Origin of the sequence: Flavobacterium chilense (assembly GCF_001602525.1) — a bacterium.
Lineage (GTDB): Bacteria > Bacteroidota > Bacteroidia > Flavobacteriales > Flavobacteriaceae > Flavobacterium > Flavobacterium chilense.
Genome location: NZ_LSYT01000009.1, coordinates 283,125 through 301,807, shown reverse-complemented (window position 1 = coordinate 301,807; position 18,683 = coordinate 283,125). Strand labels below are relative to the sequence as shown.

Here is an 18,683-nt window from a genome sequence, read left to right as displayed (position 1 = left end):
TTATACCACCAGTCTCAAAAAGACCGGGTGATGTTTCAGGGTAATGACTCCAGAGAATTCTGGGTGAGAGCCGAAGACCGTAATAAAAACACAGCCATCTTATACGATGAACTAGGTTTGGCTGAATACGAAGCAATCGAAGCTTTTAAACGTTTTGATTACTAAAATTATTCGACCAGATACAAAGCATTTATATGAAACACATAGAAATATCAGTTTCGTTTACTCAAAAAAGGCATTTCACTATTTTAAAATACACAGCATCATACTTTGTGAAGAAATGTATCTTCTTTAGTATTCACTTTTACAAATAAAACCTGTGTTTCTATGTGTTGAAATAATTACAAAAACGAATCAGGAAACATTTGAAACAGGGTTCTTTTTATACAAAATCAAAACATTTTAAATCAAATTCGAAAGGTTGAACTCATATTCATTGTTACCTTCGTTTTCAATAAAAACCTAAAACCAGCAAATAATTGAGCAGTAACAAAAGCTAAAAAAACCTACTTTAAAAATAAATTAAAATCGCAATTTTCTGTCAGTATCCTTGTTTTTAATAATGATATTGATAGTTTTGCGTTTTCATAAATAAACCCCAAATTTTACCTACAAATACCTATGAAAAAAAAACTTTCCCATTTTTTACCCTATGTGCTTATCGCAAGCCTGATCGTGGGTTGCAGCGATGACGACTCAAAAGGAGACGGTTACAAAGCCAATTATTTGGCTGCTATTGATGCTACAAATTTACCCGTTGGAAATCGTCCGATGACGATGTTTGAAGACACCGAAAACTCGTCTAAAATGTATGACAACAAAGACCGTTGGTTTCGAGTAAATCAGCCTATGCAAATCATCCAAAAAGGAAAAGACTCGGTACAGGTTTCTCTGTATTCTCCGGTTGGACTCAACGATGTAAAAGTGTACGCTAAAATAGCCAACTACGACAAACGATTTTTAATTTATGAGTTTTCTAAAGTTCCGGCTTTTCACCGTTCGTTTCATCAAATTCCTTTGGTAGAAGGAAAACATGATTATCAGTTAGAAAACGGAAAAACAGTTACGATTGATAAAATAGATGGTTTCTCTTCAGGCGCAATCGAATTCTCGGTAGAATCTTCAGATCCTTTATTTGCAAAATTCAAGAAAATTAAATCGGCTCGTTTGGTTCAGTTTAGTACGCAGTACCACCTTAATAATCCTGCTGATGATCCTAATAAATTTTTACCAATGAATCCTGTTTTGGCAAAAGAAGCGATTACAATGATTATCAACTTCTCGTATGCGATAAGTCATCCTTTGTATTACGATACTTTTATGAATTTTGACCGATACAAAAAAGAACAGGCAGCAACTGCAGGAACAGCTATAAATGGTGCTTTAAACTGGCATGGAAACGCTGACGACAAAGACGGAGTTTACGATTATTTGACTAAAGCCCAAATTGAACAGGCTTACAACACCTACATCGACAGTAGAACTTTGAATATGGCTATGGTTGGCGGAGGTTCGGCCTGGGGCGGTGGCGCATTAGCTTCGCAATGGGAATCCGGTTATGTAACCGGACACTGGGTTGGAGAAATGTCGGTTTGGTCACACGAATATTCACATCATAGTGGTTATAGCCATAGTAGTAATTTAGCCAATAGTGGCGAAGGTGGCGGTCAGCAGGAAATGTTAACCGATTTTTATAAATACCTGATTTCCTTAAATGATCTTCCTTTTACAGATCCGGATATTTTAAAAGGATATTCAAAAACCGGATATTTAACAGGTACTTACAAAAAACCTGTCTTTAAAATTAATCCTAAAAATCCATTTTTATTAAAGTATAAAGGAGAAGGAAAATGGAACTAACCTACAAATCTATCATGAACAAAATACCGTTTTTATTACTATTACTTTGCCTGTTTACCAATTGCAGCAAAGACTCGGCAAATGCAGAACCTACCACATATAATTATTACTATCCAACAGATGAAGCATCAATAACCGCTGCTCAGATTGGAAACGGAACCGGAACTTTAGATCCTAAAGGAATCACGATTGCCAACGAAAAATTATATGTAGCCAATGGTAATGTACTCGAAGTATTCAACGCAGTGACTTTGGCGCACATCAAAACCATAACCGAATATAAAAAGGGAACAACCACAATTCCGTTAACCGAAATTACTTCTGTTGCTGTTGATAATGGCCGAATTTATATTGGAAGCCGTGAGTCCAGACTTTTTGTAATTGATGAAGCTACAAATGCCGGAATTAGTACCGTTGGAAACGGTCAGTGGTGGCAAACTTTTGTACACGTTTTTGGCGTTGTAGTAAGAGACGGATTAATTTTCGTAAAAGAAAAAGAAACTTCGATTAAAGTTTTCGAAACTACACAAATCACCGAAACGAGTGACTGGAATTTAAAACCTATTGCCAAACTGAATACTTTAAACGGTTTCGATCAGGTCTATTCACTTGATGTAGATGCCGGAAATTTAGTCGTTGCCGGAAGAGATGCTAAAAGTTATTTGTATTACAACATTGCCAGTATCAAAGCCAATGCTGCAAAGTCTCTTACCGAGCCTATAACTCCGGTAACAGCTACTTTTGATGCAAAACCTATTGCAGTTAGTTTTACCAAAGACTGGGCTGTAACCTCTGAAAATTTGGGAAGCACAAATTACTTACGTCTTTACCCAAAAGCGGACTTCATGAACCGTAACTTTACTGCAAGTGTAAATGCATCTGATGTTTTAGGACAAAATCCGTTTGGAAGTATTGTTGGCGTGGCACAACTAAACGATCGTTTGTTTTTATCTGATAACACCAATAAAAAAATCCGGGTTTTAAAACTGAACAAATCTACGATTGCAGAACAGGATTAATTTTTTTTAAACCATATAAGTTATATAAGGATTTTAAGTTTTTAATAACTGTAAAATCAGGAAACACAAAAGCTCTAAAGGTTAAACTTTAGAGCTTTTTTTATGAATTTGTCAGACTAAACGAAGTCGAAGTCCTCATACCATATCATTTCATCATCAATTGTCAGACTGAACGAAGTCGAAGTCCTCGTACCCTATCATTTCATAAACAATTGTCAGACTGAACGAAGTCGAAGTCCTCACAATATCATTTCATAAACAGTTGTCAGACTGAGCGGAGTCGAAGTCCTCTTACCACAAAATCCGCTCTAAAAAACAAACACATAAAAACATAGGTTTTATAGAAAAAAAAGAAACACATCTCTTTCACATACAACAACTATATGACTTTAAAATAAAAATGCCTTTTTGAATATACAAAGCCTATGTTCCTATGTGTTTAAAAAACTACTCCATAAAAAAAACTCCTGTTCAAGAATGAACAAGAGCTTTCAAAACAAACTAATTTCTATTTTTAATTACAATTTTTCTTTAAGCTAAACCACGTGTCAACCAACCTCTTTTATTGGCGGTAACTATGGCATAAGGTGTAATCCAGAATAAACTAAAAGTATAAAAAACACTATACGAATACGCCCAAAGCGAATCGGCGAAATTGTATCTTTTAGCATAAAATAAAACCGGAAAACTAGATACGATTAAGATTCCCAAAAGTGTAGAACTTAAAAACAATAACGGATGTATCGCGATAAAAAAGAACATAAAAAGCATAAACGGATACGCCATTAAAATTCTCAACGACTGATTAAGCCATAAAAGTCTCGGACCAAATTTAGATTCTTTTCTGAAATCAGTAAAAACATATTTTGCCATGGCGATGTTCTCACGCACATTACTTCTGCTCCATCTGATAAACATTTTATATAATCCGGTGTATTCTTCCGGCACGTTGGTCAAAACATAAGCATTACGCTGAAACAATACATGTTGTCCTTGTTTCAAAATCATATTTGTCATTGCACGGTCTTCTCCAATATCAGACGGCTGTCCCATAAAAGTTTGATTGATCCATTCGTCCAGACAGGCAAAAACCGAAGTTTTACGATACGCTGCCGCTGCTCCCGGAGTACAAAGTACAGAACCTAATTTACTTTCTGCAGAACGCATGAATTCAAAACTCATGACGAAACTTACATTCAGCATTTTTGGTAAAATTGCTTTTTTACTGTTCAATACATGAACATTTCCGGCAACTGCTCCACATTTTTCATCGACTACAAACGGACTTACTAAATTACGTAACGTATCTTTTTTCACGATTGAGTCACTATCAACCGTTACAAAAATTTCTCCCATTCCTAATTCGAATCCACGGTGCAGGGCGTGACGTTTTCCTGCATTTTGAGGTTGTTGGAAAATTGTCAAACGATCTCCTAATTTTATTTTAGCTTGTTGCATCCAATACCAGGTATCGTCTTTACTTCCGTCATCAACAGCTAATATTTCCAATTTATGTGCAGGGAAATCACTATCAGCCAGACTCAATAAAGTATCCCAAACCAGTTTTCCTTCGTTGTATGCAGGAACAATTACAGTAACTGTTGGCAACATTTCATCCGAAACTGATTCGATGGGTTTGTATGTAAAATACAAGTATAAATTATAAATAAAAACTCCTGTCTGAAAGAAAAATAATACTCCCGCCACGATCAGGAATGGCAATCCCCAGGAAGAGTTCAGTCGTTCAATCTGAAACTGATCGAAATCAGCTTGTAAATGGTATACAGCATACGATCCAATAAATAGTAAGATAAACGTACTCACCAAAACGAATAACCCAAACTTACTTTTGGTACGCTCGCTTACTTTTTTTGATGCTGCATTATCATTACTAATATGAAAAATGGAACTGTTTAAGGCTTGTTTGGTATTAAGATCCGGATTTGATGTATAAAATTGTTCGGTTGTAAGGATTTCACTTTTCATATGACACTACTTTTGATTGCTTGCTATGGGCTTTTATCTAATTACCTCCCTCCGACTTCTCTATTTTCATTTATCGGAAAGGATTTTACATTATCCCATTTTGCAAGCGTTGTGCCATTATCTATTTTTACTGGTCTTAAGTAGTTTAGGTATTTTTAATTGTTTTGATGTGTGTAATTTTTATACGTTTTTAGGATACAGTATACAGTTTTTGTTGGGGTTTTAGATTTTTTTTGGTAAGGTTTCAGAAGCTATTTCCAGCCATCCACTGTATCTTTTCCTTGCTAAAGAAGCAAGAAAAAGGATGCCGCTTCTGTCTGGGCTATAACATTCGTTTTTAAAAGAAAATTTTAATTGATTTTGAAAACTCAGGTATAAATACGTATTGAATTGCTTTAAATTATTAATATCCTTGTTGAAAATTAATTTTTATGAAAGTATGGTTTTCCGTAAAGCACTTAATTTAAAAAAAATAATCTTTGTTAAAGAAAGACCATTTATATTTAAAGTTTCTCAATCTTACAAAAGATAAAAATTAAAAAAATAAATGATAAATTTCTAGTTCGCCTAGGATTCAAATTTAGTTAGTGATAATAAAATTAGAATATATTAAAATAAGATGAAAGAAAGCACATACCTACTTAATCAGCATTTCAATAAACCTTTATCTTTGAACGAATTAAGAGAAGTGACTACTATTTATCATAAGAGCATAGATAATGTCAATTTGATAATTCCAGAACTTGACATATTAAATTTAATGCTTTGGATGAAAAGAGAGAAAATAAATTTTGGACCTTATCAAAATTTAACTTTTTTTGAAATTAGCAATCGAATTTACTCAGATTTAGTTTTATTAAAAGCTGCTCAAGTATTATTTGAAAAACATGATATCAAAAGTATTCAACTTAAAATGAGTAATCACTCAGGTAATGATTTAACAATTGTTGACAAAAATGATAATCAAATTGATGGTGAAGCTTTTAATACTGCCCCGTCTTTCTTCCAAATAAAAATGAGGAAAGAGTTGAAAAAGTTTAAAGATAAATTAGGAGTCATTACATTTAATAGTTCTGCATTGAATGATAAGAATATTTTTTTTCTAGACAGAAAAAAAATTGAGTTCCCAAATATTTTATTTATAGAATGTAATATTTAGAAAAAAAGAAAATAATGGATTATAAATCAAGCATAAGTAATATTTTTAGTGTGCGCAAAAATTTATTTGCAGTTCCAAATTATCAACGTGCCTATTCATGGGAAAAAGATAAGCATATAACTCAATTTTTTAAAGACATTAAAGAACATCCAGAAACTGTCAAGCAATATCATTTAGGTCACTTTTTGTTTGAAGCTGATGAAACTAATGAAAATAAATTTTGGATTATTGATGGGCAACAACGTTTAACATCAGTTGTTATTTTTTTGAGCTGTATTTATAACAAATTGAAAGATATTCCAGAATATCTTAAAATAGCACAAAACATATATAACGATTATTTAATAAACTCTGATGAAGAGCAAAAATATTCAACTGTCGATTACGATAACAATTTTTTTCAGAATATAGTAATTTCAGGTATTCCCGATAAAGATGATACTCGTTCTCGTAAAAAAATTAAAGAAGCTTTCGACTATTTTTCATCTGAATTAAACAAAAAAAATGTAACTATTGAAGAAATTATCAAATGGAAAAATTTAATTGAGAATGCTAAAATAACAACTGATAAAGTTTTTGATAAATCGGAAGCCACACAATTATTTACTTTTCAGAATGATAGAGGTAAGGATTTAACGGAATTAGAGAAATTAAAATCATTTTTAATGTTTAATGTGTATTTAGATTGTACAATTTTAAAACGTAATCCAAATCATGAAATTAGTTATATCGAAAAAGAATTTGAAACTATTTACCAATCACTAGAATTAATAAAAATTGCAGATGAAGATCAAATTTTAAACTATCACACCATAGCATTTGTTTCTAATGATGACACCTCATTAGAAAGAGTAAAAAAAATAATTAGAAAACAAGATAATAAAACTAAATGGATCAAAGAATTTTCCGTTGCTTTAAAAAAGAGCTTTTCTTCTATTGTTGAAATTCAAAATTCAAGAGATAGTCAAAGTACTTTAGCAGACATTCTTTACCTTGATCAATATAATAGTTTTCCATTATTACTTAAACTTTTTCATTTCCACCAAGATATTGATTCAATTCAAAAAGCATTAAGATTTTTAGAAATAATCCTTTTCAAAATGTCTTATACTGTTGGCAATTATAGAACAAATCGTTTACACTCCATCGCTTTAAATTATAACAATAATTTACAAAATCTAGAAAACGAATTACTAGATAAAGCAAAAAATGGATTTAAGGACTATTGGAATTTTACTGGTGACTTCCACAGATGTTTAAATGGTGGATATCATTATTGGTCAATTACTAAATATCTACTTTGGAAGTATGAAAACAAATTAAGAGAAAACGAACGAGAGCCTTCAATGAAATATTCAGATTTTGCAAATCTATTTGGAAAACATAAATTAGAAAACACTATTGATCATTGGACACCTCAAAAACCTGATGGTATTGAATACACTCAGGAATTTAAAGACAACTTTTTGAACAACATAGGAAATCTTGTTTTATCAACTAGAGGTCGAAATTCTAGTGACAGTAATAATTTACCTTCTAATAGAGAAACAAAATCTGTCTTAATTCAAAGACAAAAATTAGAACCATTAAAAAATAGTTGGACAGAATTAGAAATAAAAAATCGTCAAATTGAAATTGTAACTTTTGCAATAAATCATTGGGATCCAAATAAATTATAGAAATATTTAATAAGTAAATAGAATTACAAAGTAAACTAGATAGGATCGGAATTGAATCGAGATTATATCCGATCCTTATTTTTGTTCATTAAAAAAACAAAGACATCTACAGCAGAATAAAAGAACATATAAATTTGAGCCCAACTAAAAACACTTATGCTATGAAACTTCGACATAGAACTAACTTGCACGGTTTAGAATTTAGAGTGACAACTTTAGAAATCGATGTGCTTAATTATGACTTTATAGTTCCTCATATAGAATGCTCTTTAAGAAAAGAGTATCATCCAATAATTGGTAAACAGTAGTGTAATGGAAATCGCAAGTTTTTGTCAAGACCAATTCCAATCTGTACAATGGCATCTCAACAAATTTGGTTTAAAAAAATTACATCTAAAATATTAGCCAAGGCATATATTACAATAATTCAACTTATAAAAGCTTTACTTAATCCTCCCTACACCTCATACATTTCCATCCACAACCTAGTCTCCTCCAAATCCAGTTCTTTCTCAATCTTCATGAAAATCTCTTCGTTGACAGAACCGAATTTATACATCGATTCTACTATGTTCCTATCAATATTGAAAAGATCAATTTGCAGTTTGGTGAAGTCGTTGAAGATTTCGCCTCTAATTAGATTTTCTTTTCAGAAAAAATTGGGCGAAAGTGTTGTTTTTTATCTCTATTTTAGAATCAGATCTTAGGCTTTAAGAACGAGGTTTAGGTAAATTTCTGTCGTACATAATAATAGTTCCTGCCACAGCCACATTTAAACTTTTTTCTGATTTAAATTTTACCAGATGATGGCATTTCGCCATTACTTTTCTGGATAAGCCATGATCTTCTGCTCCAAGTAAATAAACACAACGTCTTGGATGTTCAAAAACCTCTAAATCAGAAGCTTTTTCATCTAATTCAACCCCAACCAATCGTGCTCCTTTAGGTAAGTTTTCGAAAAAGGCCTCAAAAGTATCATAATGAAAATAAGGAATAGCTTTTACTGCATCATGAGTATCACAAGCTTGTTTAGCATATCGATTACCTATGGTAAATATAAACGTAGCCCCTAAATTTTGAGCAGATCGCCACAAAACTCCCAGGTTTTCAGGTGTTTTACCATTTTGAATTCCTATTCCAAAATATTCATTTATAAAGTTATCATTCATGTGGACAAAAGTACAAACTGTAAATACATAAGTCAATTTTTATTGTCTAAAACGAAGGCCAAAATACTTCTCTCAACTAAAATCTGACCCTTTTCGCTACAGCAAATAATTCAATTCATTATGAAACGAATATCAAACCCTACTCCTCATACATCTCCATCCACAACCTCGTCTCCTCCAAATCCAGTTCTTTCTCAATCTTCCTGAAAATCTCTTCGTTGACAGAACCCGATTTATGCATCGATTCGAGTTTGTTACGTTCAACATTTAAAAGATCAATTTGGAGTTTGGTGAAGTCGTTGAAAATCTCACCTCCTATTAGATTTCCTTTTCCGAAGAAATTGGCCGGTAGTTCCGTTTTTTGGAGTCGGTTGAATTTTACTTCGTATTTGCTTTTGATGTTATGGAGCAAGTCGTCGTTGAGTAACGAGAAATTATCTTCGATATGGGTAATGGTTTGCGACACGATGATGTTTCGGATCTCATATTCTTCGGCCAGAATCGAGTAACGTTCAATTTTTAATTTCTTAATCAGCCAGGGCAAAGTTAACCCCTGAATCACCAAAGTAGAAAGAATCACACAAAACACCAGATAAATGATGAGGTTTCGTAAAGGGAATTTCTCCGTTTCGTTCATCATCAGCGGAAGCGCCAAAGCAGCCGCCATCGACACCACACCACGCATTCCGGACCAACCGAAAACGACCATGTTTCTAAAATCGAATTCTTCCTGTAATCGGATTTTTTTACTGATTACTCTGGGTAACAAAGTCGCCGGAATTACCCATAAAAAACGCACCAGGATCACGACCACACTTACCGAAGCACCCCAAACAAACAAGGACCAACCGGAATAATCTCCAATTCCTTCCATAATTTGGCGTAACTGCAATCCGATTAAGATAAAGATTAATCCGTTTAGAATATTCGTTAAAACACTCCAAATCGTTCCTGTCATGATTCGGCTTTCGTGTGTGAAAATCGTTCCGGATCTTGCTGATAGAAAAAGTCCTGTTGCCACAACCGCCAAAACTCCCGAAGCTTCAAAATGTTCTGCAAGTAGATAAGAAGCAAAAGGCGTTAATAAAGTTAAAGTCGCTTCGATCACCTCATCGCACACGAACTTTTTATGAATAAAACTCATAACATATCCCACGCCCAAACCAATAGCGATTCCTAAAACCGACATCACAACAAAGTTCAATCCCGCTTGCCAGAGTACAAAATTTCCGGCTGTAATAGCGGTCAAGGCATATTTGTACGCCACCAGACCACTGGCATCATTGACCAGACTTTCGCCTTCGAGAATGGCAATTAACCTCGGGTGTAACCCCAAACCTTTTGTAATAGAAGTAGCTGAAACCGCATCAGGTGGCGAAACAATCGCACCTAATAAAAAAGCTAACGGCCAGGAGATATCATCAATTAACCAATGTGCTGCAATAGCCACGGCAACAGTGGTAAAAAGTACCAAACCAACAGCTGCCAAAGTAATGGGACGGATGGTTTGCTTAAAATCTGACCAGCTGGTATACCACGCCGCATGATATAAAAGCGGTGGCAAAAAAACAATAAAAACAACTTCGGGGCTTAAGGCAATTACCGGAAGTCCGGGAATAACACTAATGACCACTCCGCAAAGTACCAGTACAATAGGAATGGGAAAATTATATTTCTTACTGATAAGGCTCAGAAATGCAACGCCAAATAGCAACATGATAATTATAGTAATATTTTCCATTTTCGAATTGTTTTGTGTTTGGTGGTATTTAAGAGTACGAATATAATATTTTTAGAACTTTGGAAATTATCAGGAGTGCATTTTATCAAATACACAGAAACATAGATTTTATAATTGTTCTCAAAAATCATTATAAAAATCATGATTTTCTAACATAGTTTATACGCTATATCGAAACGGATCATTTCCTGACAATGCTTATCTATAAGAATTCATATCAAGTGAAATGCCTTTTTAAGCATTCTGAATTTATATTTCTATGTGTTTCATAAATAAACAAAAACTAAGACTTTCTACAAAGCTGCTAAATCTCATTTAACCAAACTTTATTACATACTTCATTATAAATAGGGCAAAAAAAATTACATTTGAAACTTAAATTCATTGCCTCAAATTATGATTCAGAAAAGAAATTTTATTGGCTTACTGGCCTTATTCGCAGTCTTTTTTTATGCACCGTTTACCTACTCTCAAACCACACCTCCTAAAACCGAAAATCGTTCGAAACTATTTGAAGAAACCACTACAGACAGTGATTATTTAATCGCGATCGAAAAAGCCGGAGAAGTTTTAGAATCGGCTCATAATGACACTGAATTTGACGGAAACAGCCTTCATTTATTTGGCGACATCAAACGAACACAAAGCAAACTTGATCTTATTCTGGCAAGTTTAAAAGGTGCAAATCCCAATGTGCGCAACCAGCAAATGTATCGTATTGTCCTGAAAGAGATTGAACAGGAACTTAACGAACAAAATACAGCTATCAATTTACGCAACCAGACGCTGGAAAAAATTAAAGGTCGCGTAATCGACTTGCGCAAGGACAAAACTTTAATGGCTCTTATAAAAGATACTATTCGCCGCAAACAATTTAAAAAAGAATTCGCCAATCTTAAAAACCGATACCTGAGTACAGATAGCTTGATGACTAAAAATCAGGAGATCTTAAACAGCAATAAACGACTAACTGTTGAAAGAAAAATTGCGGTTTCGAATGCCCTGATTACAGTAGATACTAAACTTGAAAAATCAGGAATTAGTATGCTCAAAAAAGAATATCCGGCATTATGGAGCAGTGATTCTACTTCTAAAAAAATAGTAGGACAAAACATTAAAGCAAAAATCATTATTGAAGAAAATGTCGCTGCTTATTATTTGAGTTACAGAGCCGGCGGATTGATTTCTTTGGTTCTCTTAATGGGATTATTGGGCTGGTATATTTCACGCAATTTAAAATACCTAAAAAACAACGGACACGCGGATAATCTGTCTCAGTTTAATTTTAAATATTTAAATCGTGGCGTTCTTATTCCGGTCGCAGTTATTGGATTGAATATTGCCGTTGTCAGCAATTTATATGCTCCGGCAATGTTTATCGAACTCATTCAGTTGGTGCTTCTTGGGTTGCTTACCATTCTGTTCAAAAAAGACTGGTCGGGAACTTCAATGCGCAACTGGGTGCTGCTTTTAGTGTTATTTTTTGTGTTGTGTTTCCTAGATTTATTTATTGTCGTTGGTTTTATACAACGTTGTGCTTTTATAATAATCAATATATTAGGAATCCGTTATGGGTTGGTACAAATTAAAAGTTTAAAAGACCAGCTTTATATCAAAGGATTCATCAAATGGGCGAAAATCATTTTTATTGGTTTGAATGTTCTGGCATTGCTCAACAACCTTTTTGGAAGAGTTTCGCTTGCCAATATGTTAAGTTTAACCGCTTTTATATCGCTTACACAAATTGTGGCGTTAAGCGTGCTTTTAAAAATCGTATTAGAAATTATTCTTTTACAGATTTATACAACCCGAATTAAACGCGGAATCGAAAAGATTTTTGATTATGAAAGCTTATCAGATACACTCAAAAAACCTTTCATTATCGTTATCAGTTATATGTGGATTATTGTAATCGCAGCCAACCTAAATATCTGGGAATCGTTGCGTGCCGGTTTGGGTTCATTACTCAGTCATCCCAATACCATTGGAAGCATCACTTTTACCTTAGGAAACATTGTATTGTTTTTTATCATTATCTGGGTAGCGCATTTATTGCAAAATTATGTAGCTTACTTTTTTGGAGAAATTGACGATGAAAACGAAGAAAACATCAATAAAAGACAACATTCTAAATTACTTATCACAAGACTTGTCGTTTTAATTAGTGGCTATCTGCTCGCCGTTGCCGCTTCTGGAATGCCTTTAGACAAATTGAGTATTTTACTAGGAGCTCTTGGTGTGGGTGTTGGACTTGGACTTCAGAATGTGGTTAATAATTTCGTTTCGGGTATTATTTTAATTTTTGACAAACCTATTCAAATTGGAGACGTGATTGATATTAGTAACGAATCTGGCCGTGTAAAATCGATGGGATTGCGTACCACCAAAATCAATGCGCCAAATGGTGCCGAAATTATTATTCCGAATGGTAATTTATTATCTCAGAATATCACCAACTGGACTTATACAGACAACTTTAAACTGGTAGAAATTGCTGCAGAAGTTACAGGAGAAATCATGCCGGAAGAAATCAATACCTTAATAATTGAATCTCTTGAAAGTATGGCTTTGGTTAATTCATCTAAAGTTCCGCAGATTTATTACAGTGCAATTTCAGATGGGAAATTCAAATTGCAAATAAAATTCTGGTGCAGTATTTACCGTACCGAAGAAACTATTAGCAGTGCACGTCAGGTACTTTTTAGTAATTTCAAAGCCAAAGGTTTAACCTTATCAACATAAAAACCTTATCTGGTTTTAGTTTTAAATCCGTCAGATTAATTTTTGACGGATTTTTTTTGATATTATTTCCAGAATCAACAACTAAAGACACAATAGTCTGATTTACAACATTGAAACATTTAAACAAAACGATTACAGAATTAGATAGTAAAGCGTTAAATTTATTAAAATATACATGTTTATTTGTAATACAATTAATCTTATCTTAGCAGAATCAAATCTATTTTAATGGTATATCAATCTTAAAATACAGAAAAATAAAGCCTGAAATTAGATCGTAAATCACACTTAAAAACAGTTTAATTTCGAATAAACAAAAACCTTATAATACTCAAAATGAACAAGCAGCATTACAATTTATTACTGGCAGATGACGATGAAGATGATTGCGCTTTTTTTAAAGAAGCTCTTGACGAATTGTCACTTTCTGTATCGCTTGTAACGGTGAATGACGGAGTACAGCTTATGGATTTTTTGGCCGATAATTTTTCGTCAAATTTACCCGATATTCTTTTTCTGGATCTTAATATGCCCCGAAAAAATGGTTCTGAATGCCTGACAGAAATAAAAGAAAAAGCAGAACTGAATACACTTCCTGTCATTATTTTTTCGACTTCGCTGGACAATGATATTGTTGATTTAATGTATAAAAAAGGTGCTACTTATTATATTCGGAAACCCGGCGAATTTTCTAAATTAAAAAAGGTAATCGAAAATGCACTGATTATAGCATCCGAAAATAATTTTAAACAGCCTCTAAGAGAACATTTCATACTTCAACCCTAATTCGTTTTTAGAATGAGCCTTACACATAATAAAAATTATTTTATAACCGATGGTGGCGAAATGGGCGAATTGGTTCGTGCTAAAGATTGGAGCAAAACCGCTTTAGATAATCCCGAAACATGGCCGCAAAGCTTGAAAACCATGGTTGCTGTAATGCTCAACAATCCGTTTGGAATGTACATTGCATGGGGAAAAGAATATACGCAGATTTATAATGACGGTTTTCGTCCTATTCTTGGCTCAACCAAACATCCCGAAGCTTTAGGAATTAGTTCAAGAGAAACATTTGCAGAAATCTGGGAAACGATAGGACCTATGTTTGATGATGTAATGAAAGGTAAAGCGGTTAGTTTTCCTGATTTTATGGTTCCGCTAAACAGAAATGGTTTTACAGAAGAATGTTATTTCGATTTCTCCTACAGTCCTATTAAAACAGAAAACGGAGATGTTGGCGGCGTTTTGGTTACGGTTATCGAAACTACAGAAAAGAAAAAAGTAAATCAGGCACTTAAAGAAAGTAACGACCGGTTTATAAACAACATAATGCAGGCTCCTGTTGCCATGTGTGTTTTTAGAGGTCCGAAACATATGGTTGAAATCGCCAACGATCAAATGATTCTGTTATGGGGAAGAAGCGCAAATGAGGTCATCAATAAACCTATTTTTGAAGCCTTGCCCGAAACCAGAAATCAATATCTTGAGGAGGTTCTGGATAATGTTTACAATACCGGTGAAAAATTTATTGCCAATGAGCAACTGGTTCAGCTTCCACGTGATGGAAAAATAGAAGACACCTATATCAATTTTGCTTATGAAGCCCTAAAAGAAACTGACGGCACTATTTCTGGTGTTGTAGGTATCGCCATCGAAGTGACAGATCAGGTACTTTCCCGTTCGAAAGTCGAAGAAGGTGAGCAGAAAGTGAGAGAACTGGTTGAAAATGCTCCTTTTCCGATTGCTTTGTATGTGGGAAAAGAAATGATTGTTGAACTCGCCAATGATTCTATTATTAAAATATGGGGAAAAGGCAATGATGTTATCGGAAAATCATTTAAAGATGTGGTTCCGGAGCTCGACAATCAATTGGTTTTTGAACAGATTAACGAAGTACTCACCACAGGAAAATCTTTTCATACCAAAAATACACCACTGGATATAAACGTTGACGGAAAATCAGGAACGTATTATTTCAATTATAGCCTAACTCCTATTTATGATGTAAACGGTAATGTTTATGGCGTCATGAATACAGGTGTTGACCTGACAGATCTTAACTTCGCCAATAAAAAACTGGAAGAAAGCGAGCAAAATTTACGAAGCATGGTTTCGCAATCTCCAATTGGTATTTGTGTATTAGATGCAGAAACTTTGGTCAGTGAAATTGTAAATGACAGCTTTCTCGAAGTTGCCGGAAAATCTTATGATCAAATAGCCGGAAAATATTATTGGGAGGCTTTCGCCGAAGTAAAATCCTGTTACGAAGCTGCTCTGCAAAAAGTAATACAAGACGGACTTCCTTTTTATGCCAATGAAGTAGACATGATGCTCATCAGACATGGAAAAGAAGAGAAAATATATGTAACTTTTGTTTATGCCCCGTTAAAAAACACAGAAGGAAAAGTAACTAAAGTTGCCATTTGGGTATTGGATAACACATCTCAGGTTATAGCAAGACAAAAAATCGAAGAAGCTGATAAACGTTTCCGAAATACAGTGAAACAAGCTCCTGTTGGGATCACGATTTTACGTGGTCCAAATCATGTAGCCGAAATGGCCAACGAAGCCTATCTAAAACTCGTTGCCCGTGAGGAAAAAGATTTTGTAGGCAAACCTTTGTTTGAGTCATTGCCCGAAGTAAGAGAAACCGTAAGTGATCTTCTGGATACTGTTTTTACTACCGGCATTCCTTATCATGGAAACGAATTGCCTGTACCTATTAACCGATACGGAAAACAGGAAACTTTTTATTTTGATTTTCTATATCATCCTTTAAAAGAAGAAAATGGAGAAATTTCGGGTATCATCGTTACTGTTACTGAGGTAACTGAAAAAGTCGAATCCAGAAAAAAAACAGAGCTTAATGAAGAAAGACTTAATATAATAGTCGAAGCTAGTGAATTAGGTACCTGGGAGTTGGCAGTAAAAACAAAAGACCTTCAATATTCTCAACGTTATCTGGAAATTGTTACCGGACATAAAGACTGGGAAAAACTGAGTCACGCCCAATTGTTGAGTCATGTTCATCCTGACGATTTGTATATACGTGAAAAAGCCTTTAAAGAAGCCATTGCTTTAGGAAATATACACTATGAAGCCAGAGTGATATGGGATGACAAATCAATTCACTGGGTCGAAGCCAAAGGAAAAGTTTTTTATGACTCCGAAAATAATCCTGAAAAATTATTAGGTACTGTACGCGATATAACTGATGAAAAAAATCATCAGCAGGAGCTTGAAGCAAGCGAAAAAAGATTCCGAAAACTTGTTATGGAATCTCCGGTTCCTAAAGCCATTCTTAAAGGAAAAGACATGGTAATCGAAATGGTCAATGCGGCACTTTTGAAAAATATCTGGAAAAAAGAAGAACATGATGTACAGGGTAAAAACATATTGGATGTATTTCCTGAACTCAAAAAACAAAAATATGCCCGATTACTAAACGAAGTTTACACAACCGGAAACCTGCATTCAGAATCAGAATCACTGCTGTATTTAAACGATGGTACTGTTGAGCGTAAAATGTATATTGATTTTGAATATGCACCTCAACGGGAGTTAGATGATACCATTTCAGGAATTAAAATGACGCTGATTGATGTTACCGAAAAAGTAGAAACCAGAAAAAAAATAGAAGAAAGTGAAAAAAAATTCCGTTCCCTGACCGAAAGTATCCCCCAACTTATTTGGGAAACAGACGAAAAAGGAAATGCATTGTTTACCTCTGGTAAATGGCTGGAATATACAGGTGTGATCCCCGCTGGTGAAGCCGAATGGAAAGCCATGATTCATCCGGATGATTTTGAGGAAAACAATAAAATATGGAGCAACAGTCTGGCAACAGGTCAGGTTTACAAAACAGATGTAAGGGTTTTAAGAAAAGACGGCACTTATAGATGGCATGCCGTAATTGGTGAACCTGTTTTAAACAAAGACAACAAGATTATAAAATGGGTTGGGGCATTTACGGATATTCAGACAGAAAAAGCATTTACTCAGGAATTAGAAAAACAAGTAACAGCAAGAACTAAAGAACTGGAATTTAAAAATGTTGAATTAGAGCAAATGAACAAAGAACTTCAGTCGTTTGCCTATATTTCCAGTCATGATTTACAGGAACCATTACGAAAAATTCAAACCTTTGCTACCCAAATTACAGAGAAAGAATCTGAAAATTTATCCGATTACGGAAAGGATAAATTCCAGCGTATGCAAAATGCTGCCAAACGCATGCAAACGCTTATTAATGATTTGCTTTCGTATTCCAGAACCAACATTCAGGAAAGAATATTTGAAAAAGTAAATCTTTCTAAAATCATTGATGAGGTAAAAGAAGATCTGAAAGAAGAACTGGAGCAAAAAGGAGCTGTAATCGAAAGTAATGAAACCAGCGAAGTAAGTATTATTCCGTTTCAGTTTAGACAATTATTGTATAATCTTGCCAGCAATTCATTAAAATTCTCAAATCCGGCTGTTCCTACTATCATAAAAATTAAAAGCGAAATCACAAAAGGTGCAAATCTGGATAATGAAGCCTTAATTAAAGATATCGATTATTGCCATATCAGTATTTCTGACAATGGTATAGGTTTTGAACCTCAGTACAGCAAAAAAATATTCGAAGTCTTCCAGCGTTTACATGGAAAACTGGAATATACCGGAACCGGAATTGGATTGGCAATCGTTAAAAAAATTGTAGAAAACCATAACGGAATTATCACTGCAAAAGGCGAACAAAACAAAGGAGCCACTTTTGATATTTACATTCCGGTGCTTCAAAATACAAATGCATAAAAAAAGCGGAAATGATTTTTAAGTCATTTCCGCTTTTTTTTAATCCGTTAAAAATAACCGATTTACTTTGGTATAATTATCTGGTATAAACAGTAATAACTCCCGTAGTTTTATCTTTTATTTTTAATTCCTTATTCGTAAGATTCATAATGTCACTCGTTGAACTTACATTACCAACTGTAATCGTTAAATCATTATGAGATCTTACATAAGTTCCTGTAGTTTCTGTTAAGGCACAATTAGAACCATTGTAATCCCCTATAACTGCTGCATTACTCAATCTTAAGTCTAAATAATCCCTGTTACATCCGCTTGCATTTTGTGGAGCATCGATTAATACTTCCTGTCCGTTAATAATCGTTCCGGTTTGACTTAGGTTGTATTTTCCTTGTAATGGAATGATTGTTTCTCCTTCGTTGTCATCGCTGCTACATGCTCCTGCAAATAATCCAATGCTCAATAATAATCCGAATAATATTCTTTTAGTTTTCATGTTTGATTTCTTTAAAATTATTTTATGCTAAATTATAC

At 34.0% G+C, this 18,683-nt stretch carries 11 protein-coding genes; 7 read left to right on the top strand and 4 right to left on the bottom strand.

The window, feature by feature from the left end; genetic code table 11:
• The first annotated feature begins 621 nt into the window (after positions 1-621).
• The gene (locus A4F88_RS20590) at positions 622-1,860 is read left to right on the top strand and encodes a hypothetical protein (RefSeq protein ID WP_068844643.1); all 1,239 of its coding nucleotides are present in this window, start codon (positions 622-624) and stop codon (positions 1,858-1,860) included.
• Complete coding sequence (locus A4F88_RS20585) at positions 1,851-2,879, top strand: NHL repeat-containing protein (protein WP_068844642.1); 1,029 nt, start codon at positions 1,851-1,853, stop codon at positions 2,877-2,879. Before A4F88_RS20590 ends, A4F88_RS20585 begins: the two co-directional genes overlap by 10 nt.
• A 531-nt stretch (positions 2,880-3,410) precedes the next feature.
• Here the strand turns inward: A4F88_RS20585 and A4F88_RS20580 are convergent.
• Positions 3,411-4,865 (bottom strand): glycosyltransferase family 2 protein, encoded by a 1,455-nt coding sequence (locus A4F88_RS20580; RefSeq protein ID WP_068844641.1) that lies wholly within the window; start codon positions 4,863-4,865, stop codon positions 3,411-3,413.
• Between the two features lie 619 nt (positions 4,866-5,484).
• Between A4F88_RS20580 and A4F88_RS20575 the strand changes: the two genes are divergently transcribed.
• Both A4F88_RS20575 and A4F88_RS20570 read left to right on the top strand, forming a co-directional pair.
• Entirely contained in the window at positions 5,485-6,024 is a 540-nt protein-coding gene (locus A4F88_RS20575; RefSeq protein WP_068844640.1) for a hypothetical protein, read from the top strand.
• Positions 6,025-6,038: 14 nt separating this feature from the next.
• Positions 6,039-7,703 (top strand): DUF262 domain-containing protein, encoded by a 1,665-nt coding sequence (locus A4F88_RS20570; protein WP_068844639.1) that lies wholly within the window; start codon positions 6,039-6,041, stop codon positions 7,701-7,703.
• Positions 7,704-8,413: 710 nt separating this feature from the next.
• On the opposite strand, the gene A4F88_RS20565 is transcribed toward A4F88_RS20570, so the two are convergent.
• On the bottom strand, positions 8,414-8,872 hold the full coding sequence (locus tag A4F88_RS20565; RefSeq protein WP_068844638.1) for an RNA methyltransferase: 459 nt from the start codon (positions 8,870-8,872) through the stop codon (positions 8,414-8,416).
• Between the two features lie 139 nt (positions 8,873-9,011).
• Positions 9,012-10,613: a Na+/H+ antiporter gene (locus A4F88_RS20560; protein ID WP_068844637.1), complete on the bottom strand. Its 1,602-nt coding sequence runs from the start codon at positions 10,611-10,613 to the stop codon at positions 9,012-9,014.
• A 396-nt stretch (positions 10,614-11,009) separates the two neighbouring features.
• On the opposite strand from A4F88_RS20560, the gene A4F88_RS20555 reads away from it, so the two are divergent.
• The 3 genes from A4F88_RS20555 (at position 11,010) to A4F88_RS20545 (ending at position 18,152) form a co-directional block, all read left to right on the top strand.
• Positions 11,010-13,355, top strand: coding sequence for a mechanosensitive ion channel family protein (locus A4F88_RS20555; RefSeq protein ID WP_082815822.1), 2,346 nt, complete (start codon positions 11,010-11,012; stop codon positions 13,353-13,355).
• A 336-nt stretch (positions 13,356-13,691) separates the two neighbouring features.
• Positions 13,692-14,141 (top strand): response regulator, encoded by a 450-nt coding sequence (locus A4F88_RS20550; RefSeq protein ID WP_068844636.1) that lies wholly within the window; start codon positions 13,692-13,694, stop codon positions 14,139-14,141.
• A gap of 12 nt (positions 14,142-14,153) precedes the next feature.
• Complete coding sequence (locus A4F88_RS20545; protein ID WP_068844635.1) at positions 14,154-18,152, top strand: PAS domain S-box protein; 3,999 nt, start codon at positions 14,154-14,156, stop codon at positions 18,150-18,152.
• Between the two features lie 76 nt (positions 18,153-18,228).
• Here the strand turns inward: A4F88_RS20545 and A4F88_RS20540 are convergent, their stop codons facing one another.
• Positions 18,229-18,645, bottom strand: coding sequence for a lipocalin family protein (locus A4F88_RS20540; RefSeq protein WP_068844634.1), 417 nt, complete (start codon positions 18,643-18,645; stop codon positions 18,229-18,231).
• Positions 18,646-18,683 lie beyond the last annotated feature (38 nt).

What these genes read in the sequence shown, in the direction of transcription:
- A4F88_RS20585 (WP_068844642.1), top strand. Translation starts at nt 1,851, where the DNA reads ATGGAACTAACCTACAAATCTATCATGAACAAAATACCGTTTTTATTA.
- A4F88_RS20550 (WP_068844636.1), top strand. Translation starts at nt 13,692, where the DNA reads ATGAACAAGCAGCATTACAATTTATTACTGGCAGATGACGATGAAGAT.
- A4F88_RS20555 (WP_082815822.1), top strand. Translation starts at nt 11,010, where the DNA reads ATGATTCAGAAAAGAAATTTTATTGGCTTACTGGCCTTATTCGCAGTC.
- A4F88_RS20560 (WP_068844637.1), bottom strand. Translation starts at nt 10,613, where the DNA reads ATGGAAAATATTACTATAATTATCATGTTGCTATTTGGCGTTGCATTT.
- A4F88_RS20565 (WP_068844638.1), bottom strand. Translation starts at nt 8,872, where the DNA reads ATGAATGATAACTTTATAAATGAATATTTTGGAATAGGAATTCAAAAT.
- A4F88_RS20570 (WP_068844639.1), top strand. Translation starts at nt 6,039, where the DNA reads ATGGATTATAAATCAAGCATAAGTAATATTTTTAGTGTGCGCAAAAAT.
- A4F88_RS20575 (WP_068844640.1), top strand. Translation starts at nt 5,485, where the DNA reads ATGAAAGAAAGCACATACCTACTTAATCAGCATTTCAATAAACCTTTA.
- A4F88_RS20540 (WP_068844634.1), bottom strand. Translation starts at nt 18,645, where the DNA reads ATGAAAACTAAAAGAATATTATTCGGATTATTATTGAGCATTGGATTA.
- A4F88_RS20590 (WP_068844643.1), top strand. Translation starts at nt 622, where the DNA reads ATGAAAAAAAAACTTTCCCATTTTTTACCCTATGTGCTTATCGCAAGC.
- A4F88_RS20545 (WP_068844635.1), top strand. Translation starts at nt 14,154, where the DNA reads ATGAGCCTTACACATAATAAAAATTATTTTATAACCGATGGTGGCGAA.
- A4F88_RS20580 (WP_068844641.1), bottom strand. Translation starts at nt 4,865, where the DNA reads ATGAAAAGTGAAATCCTTACAACCGAACAATTTTATACATCAAATCCG.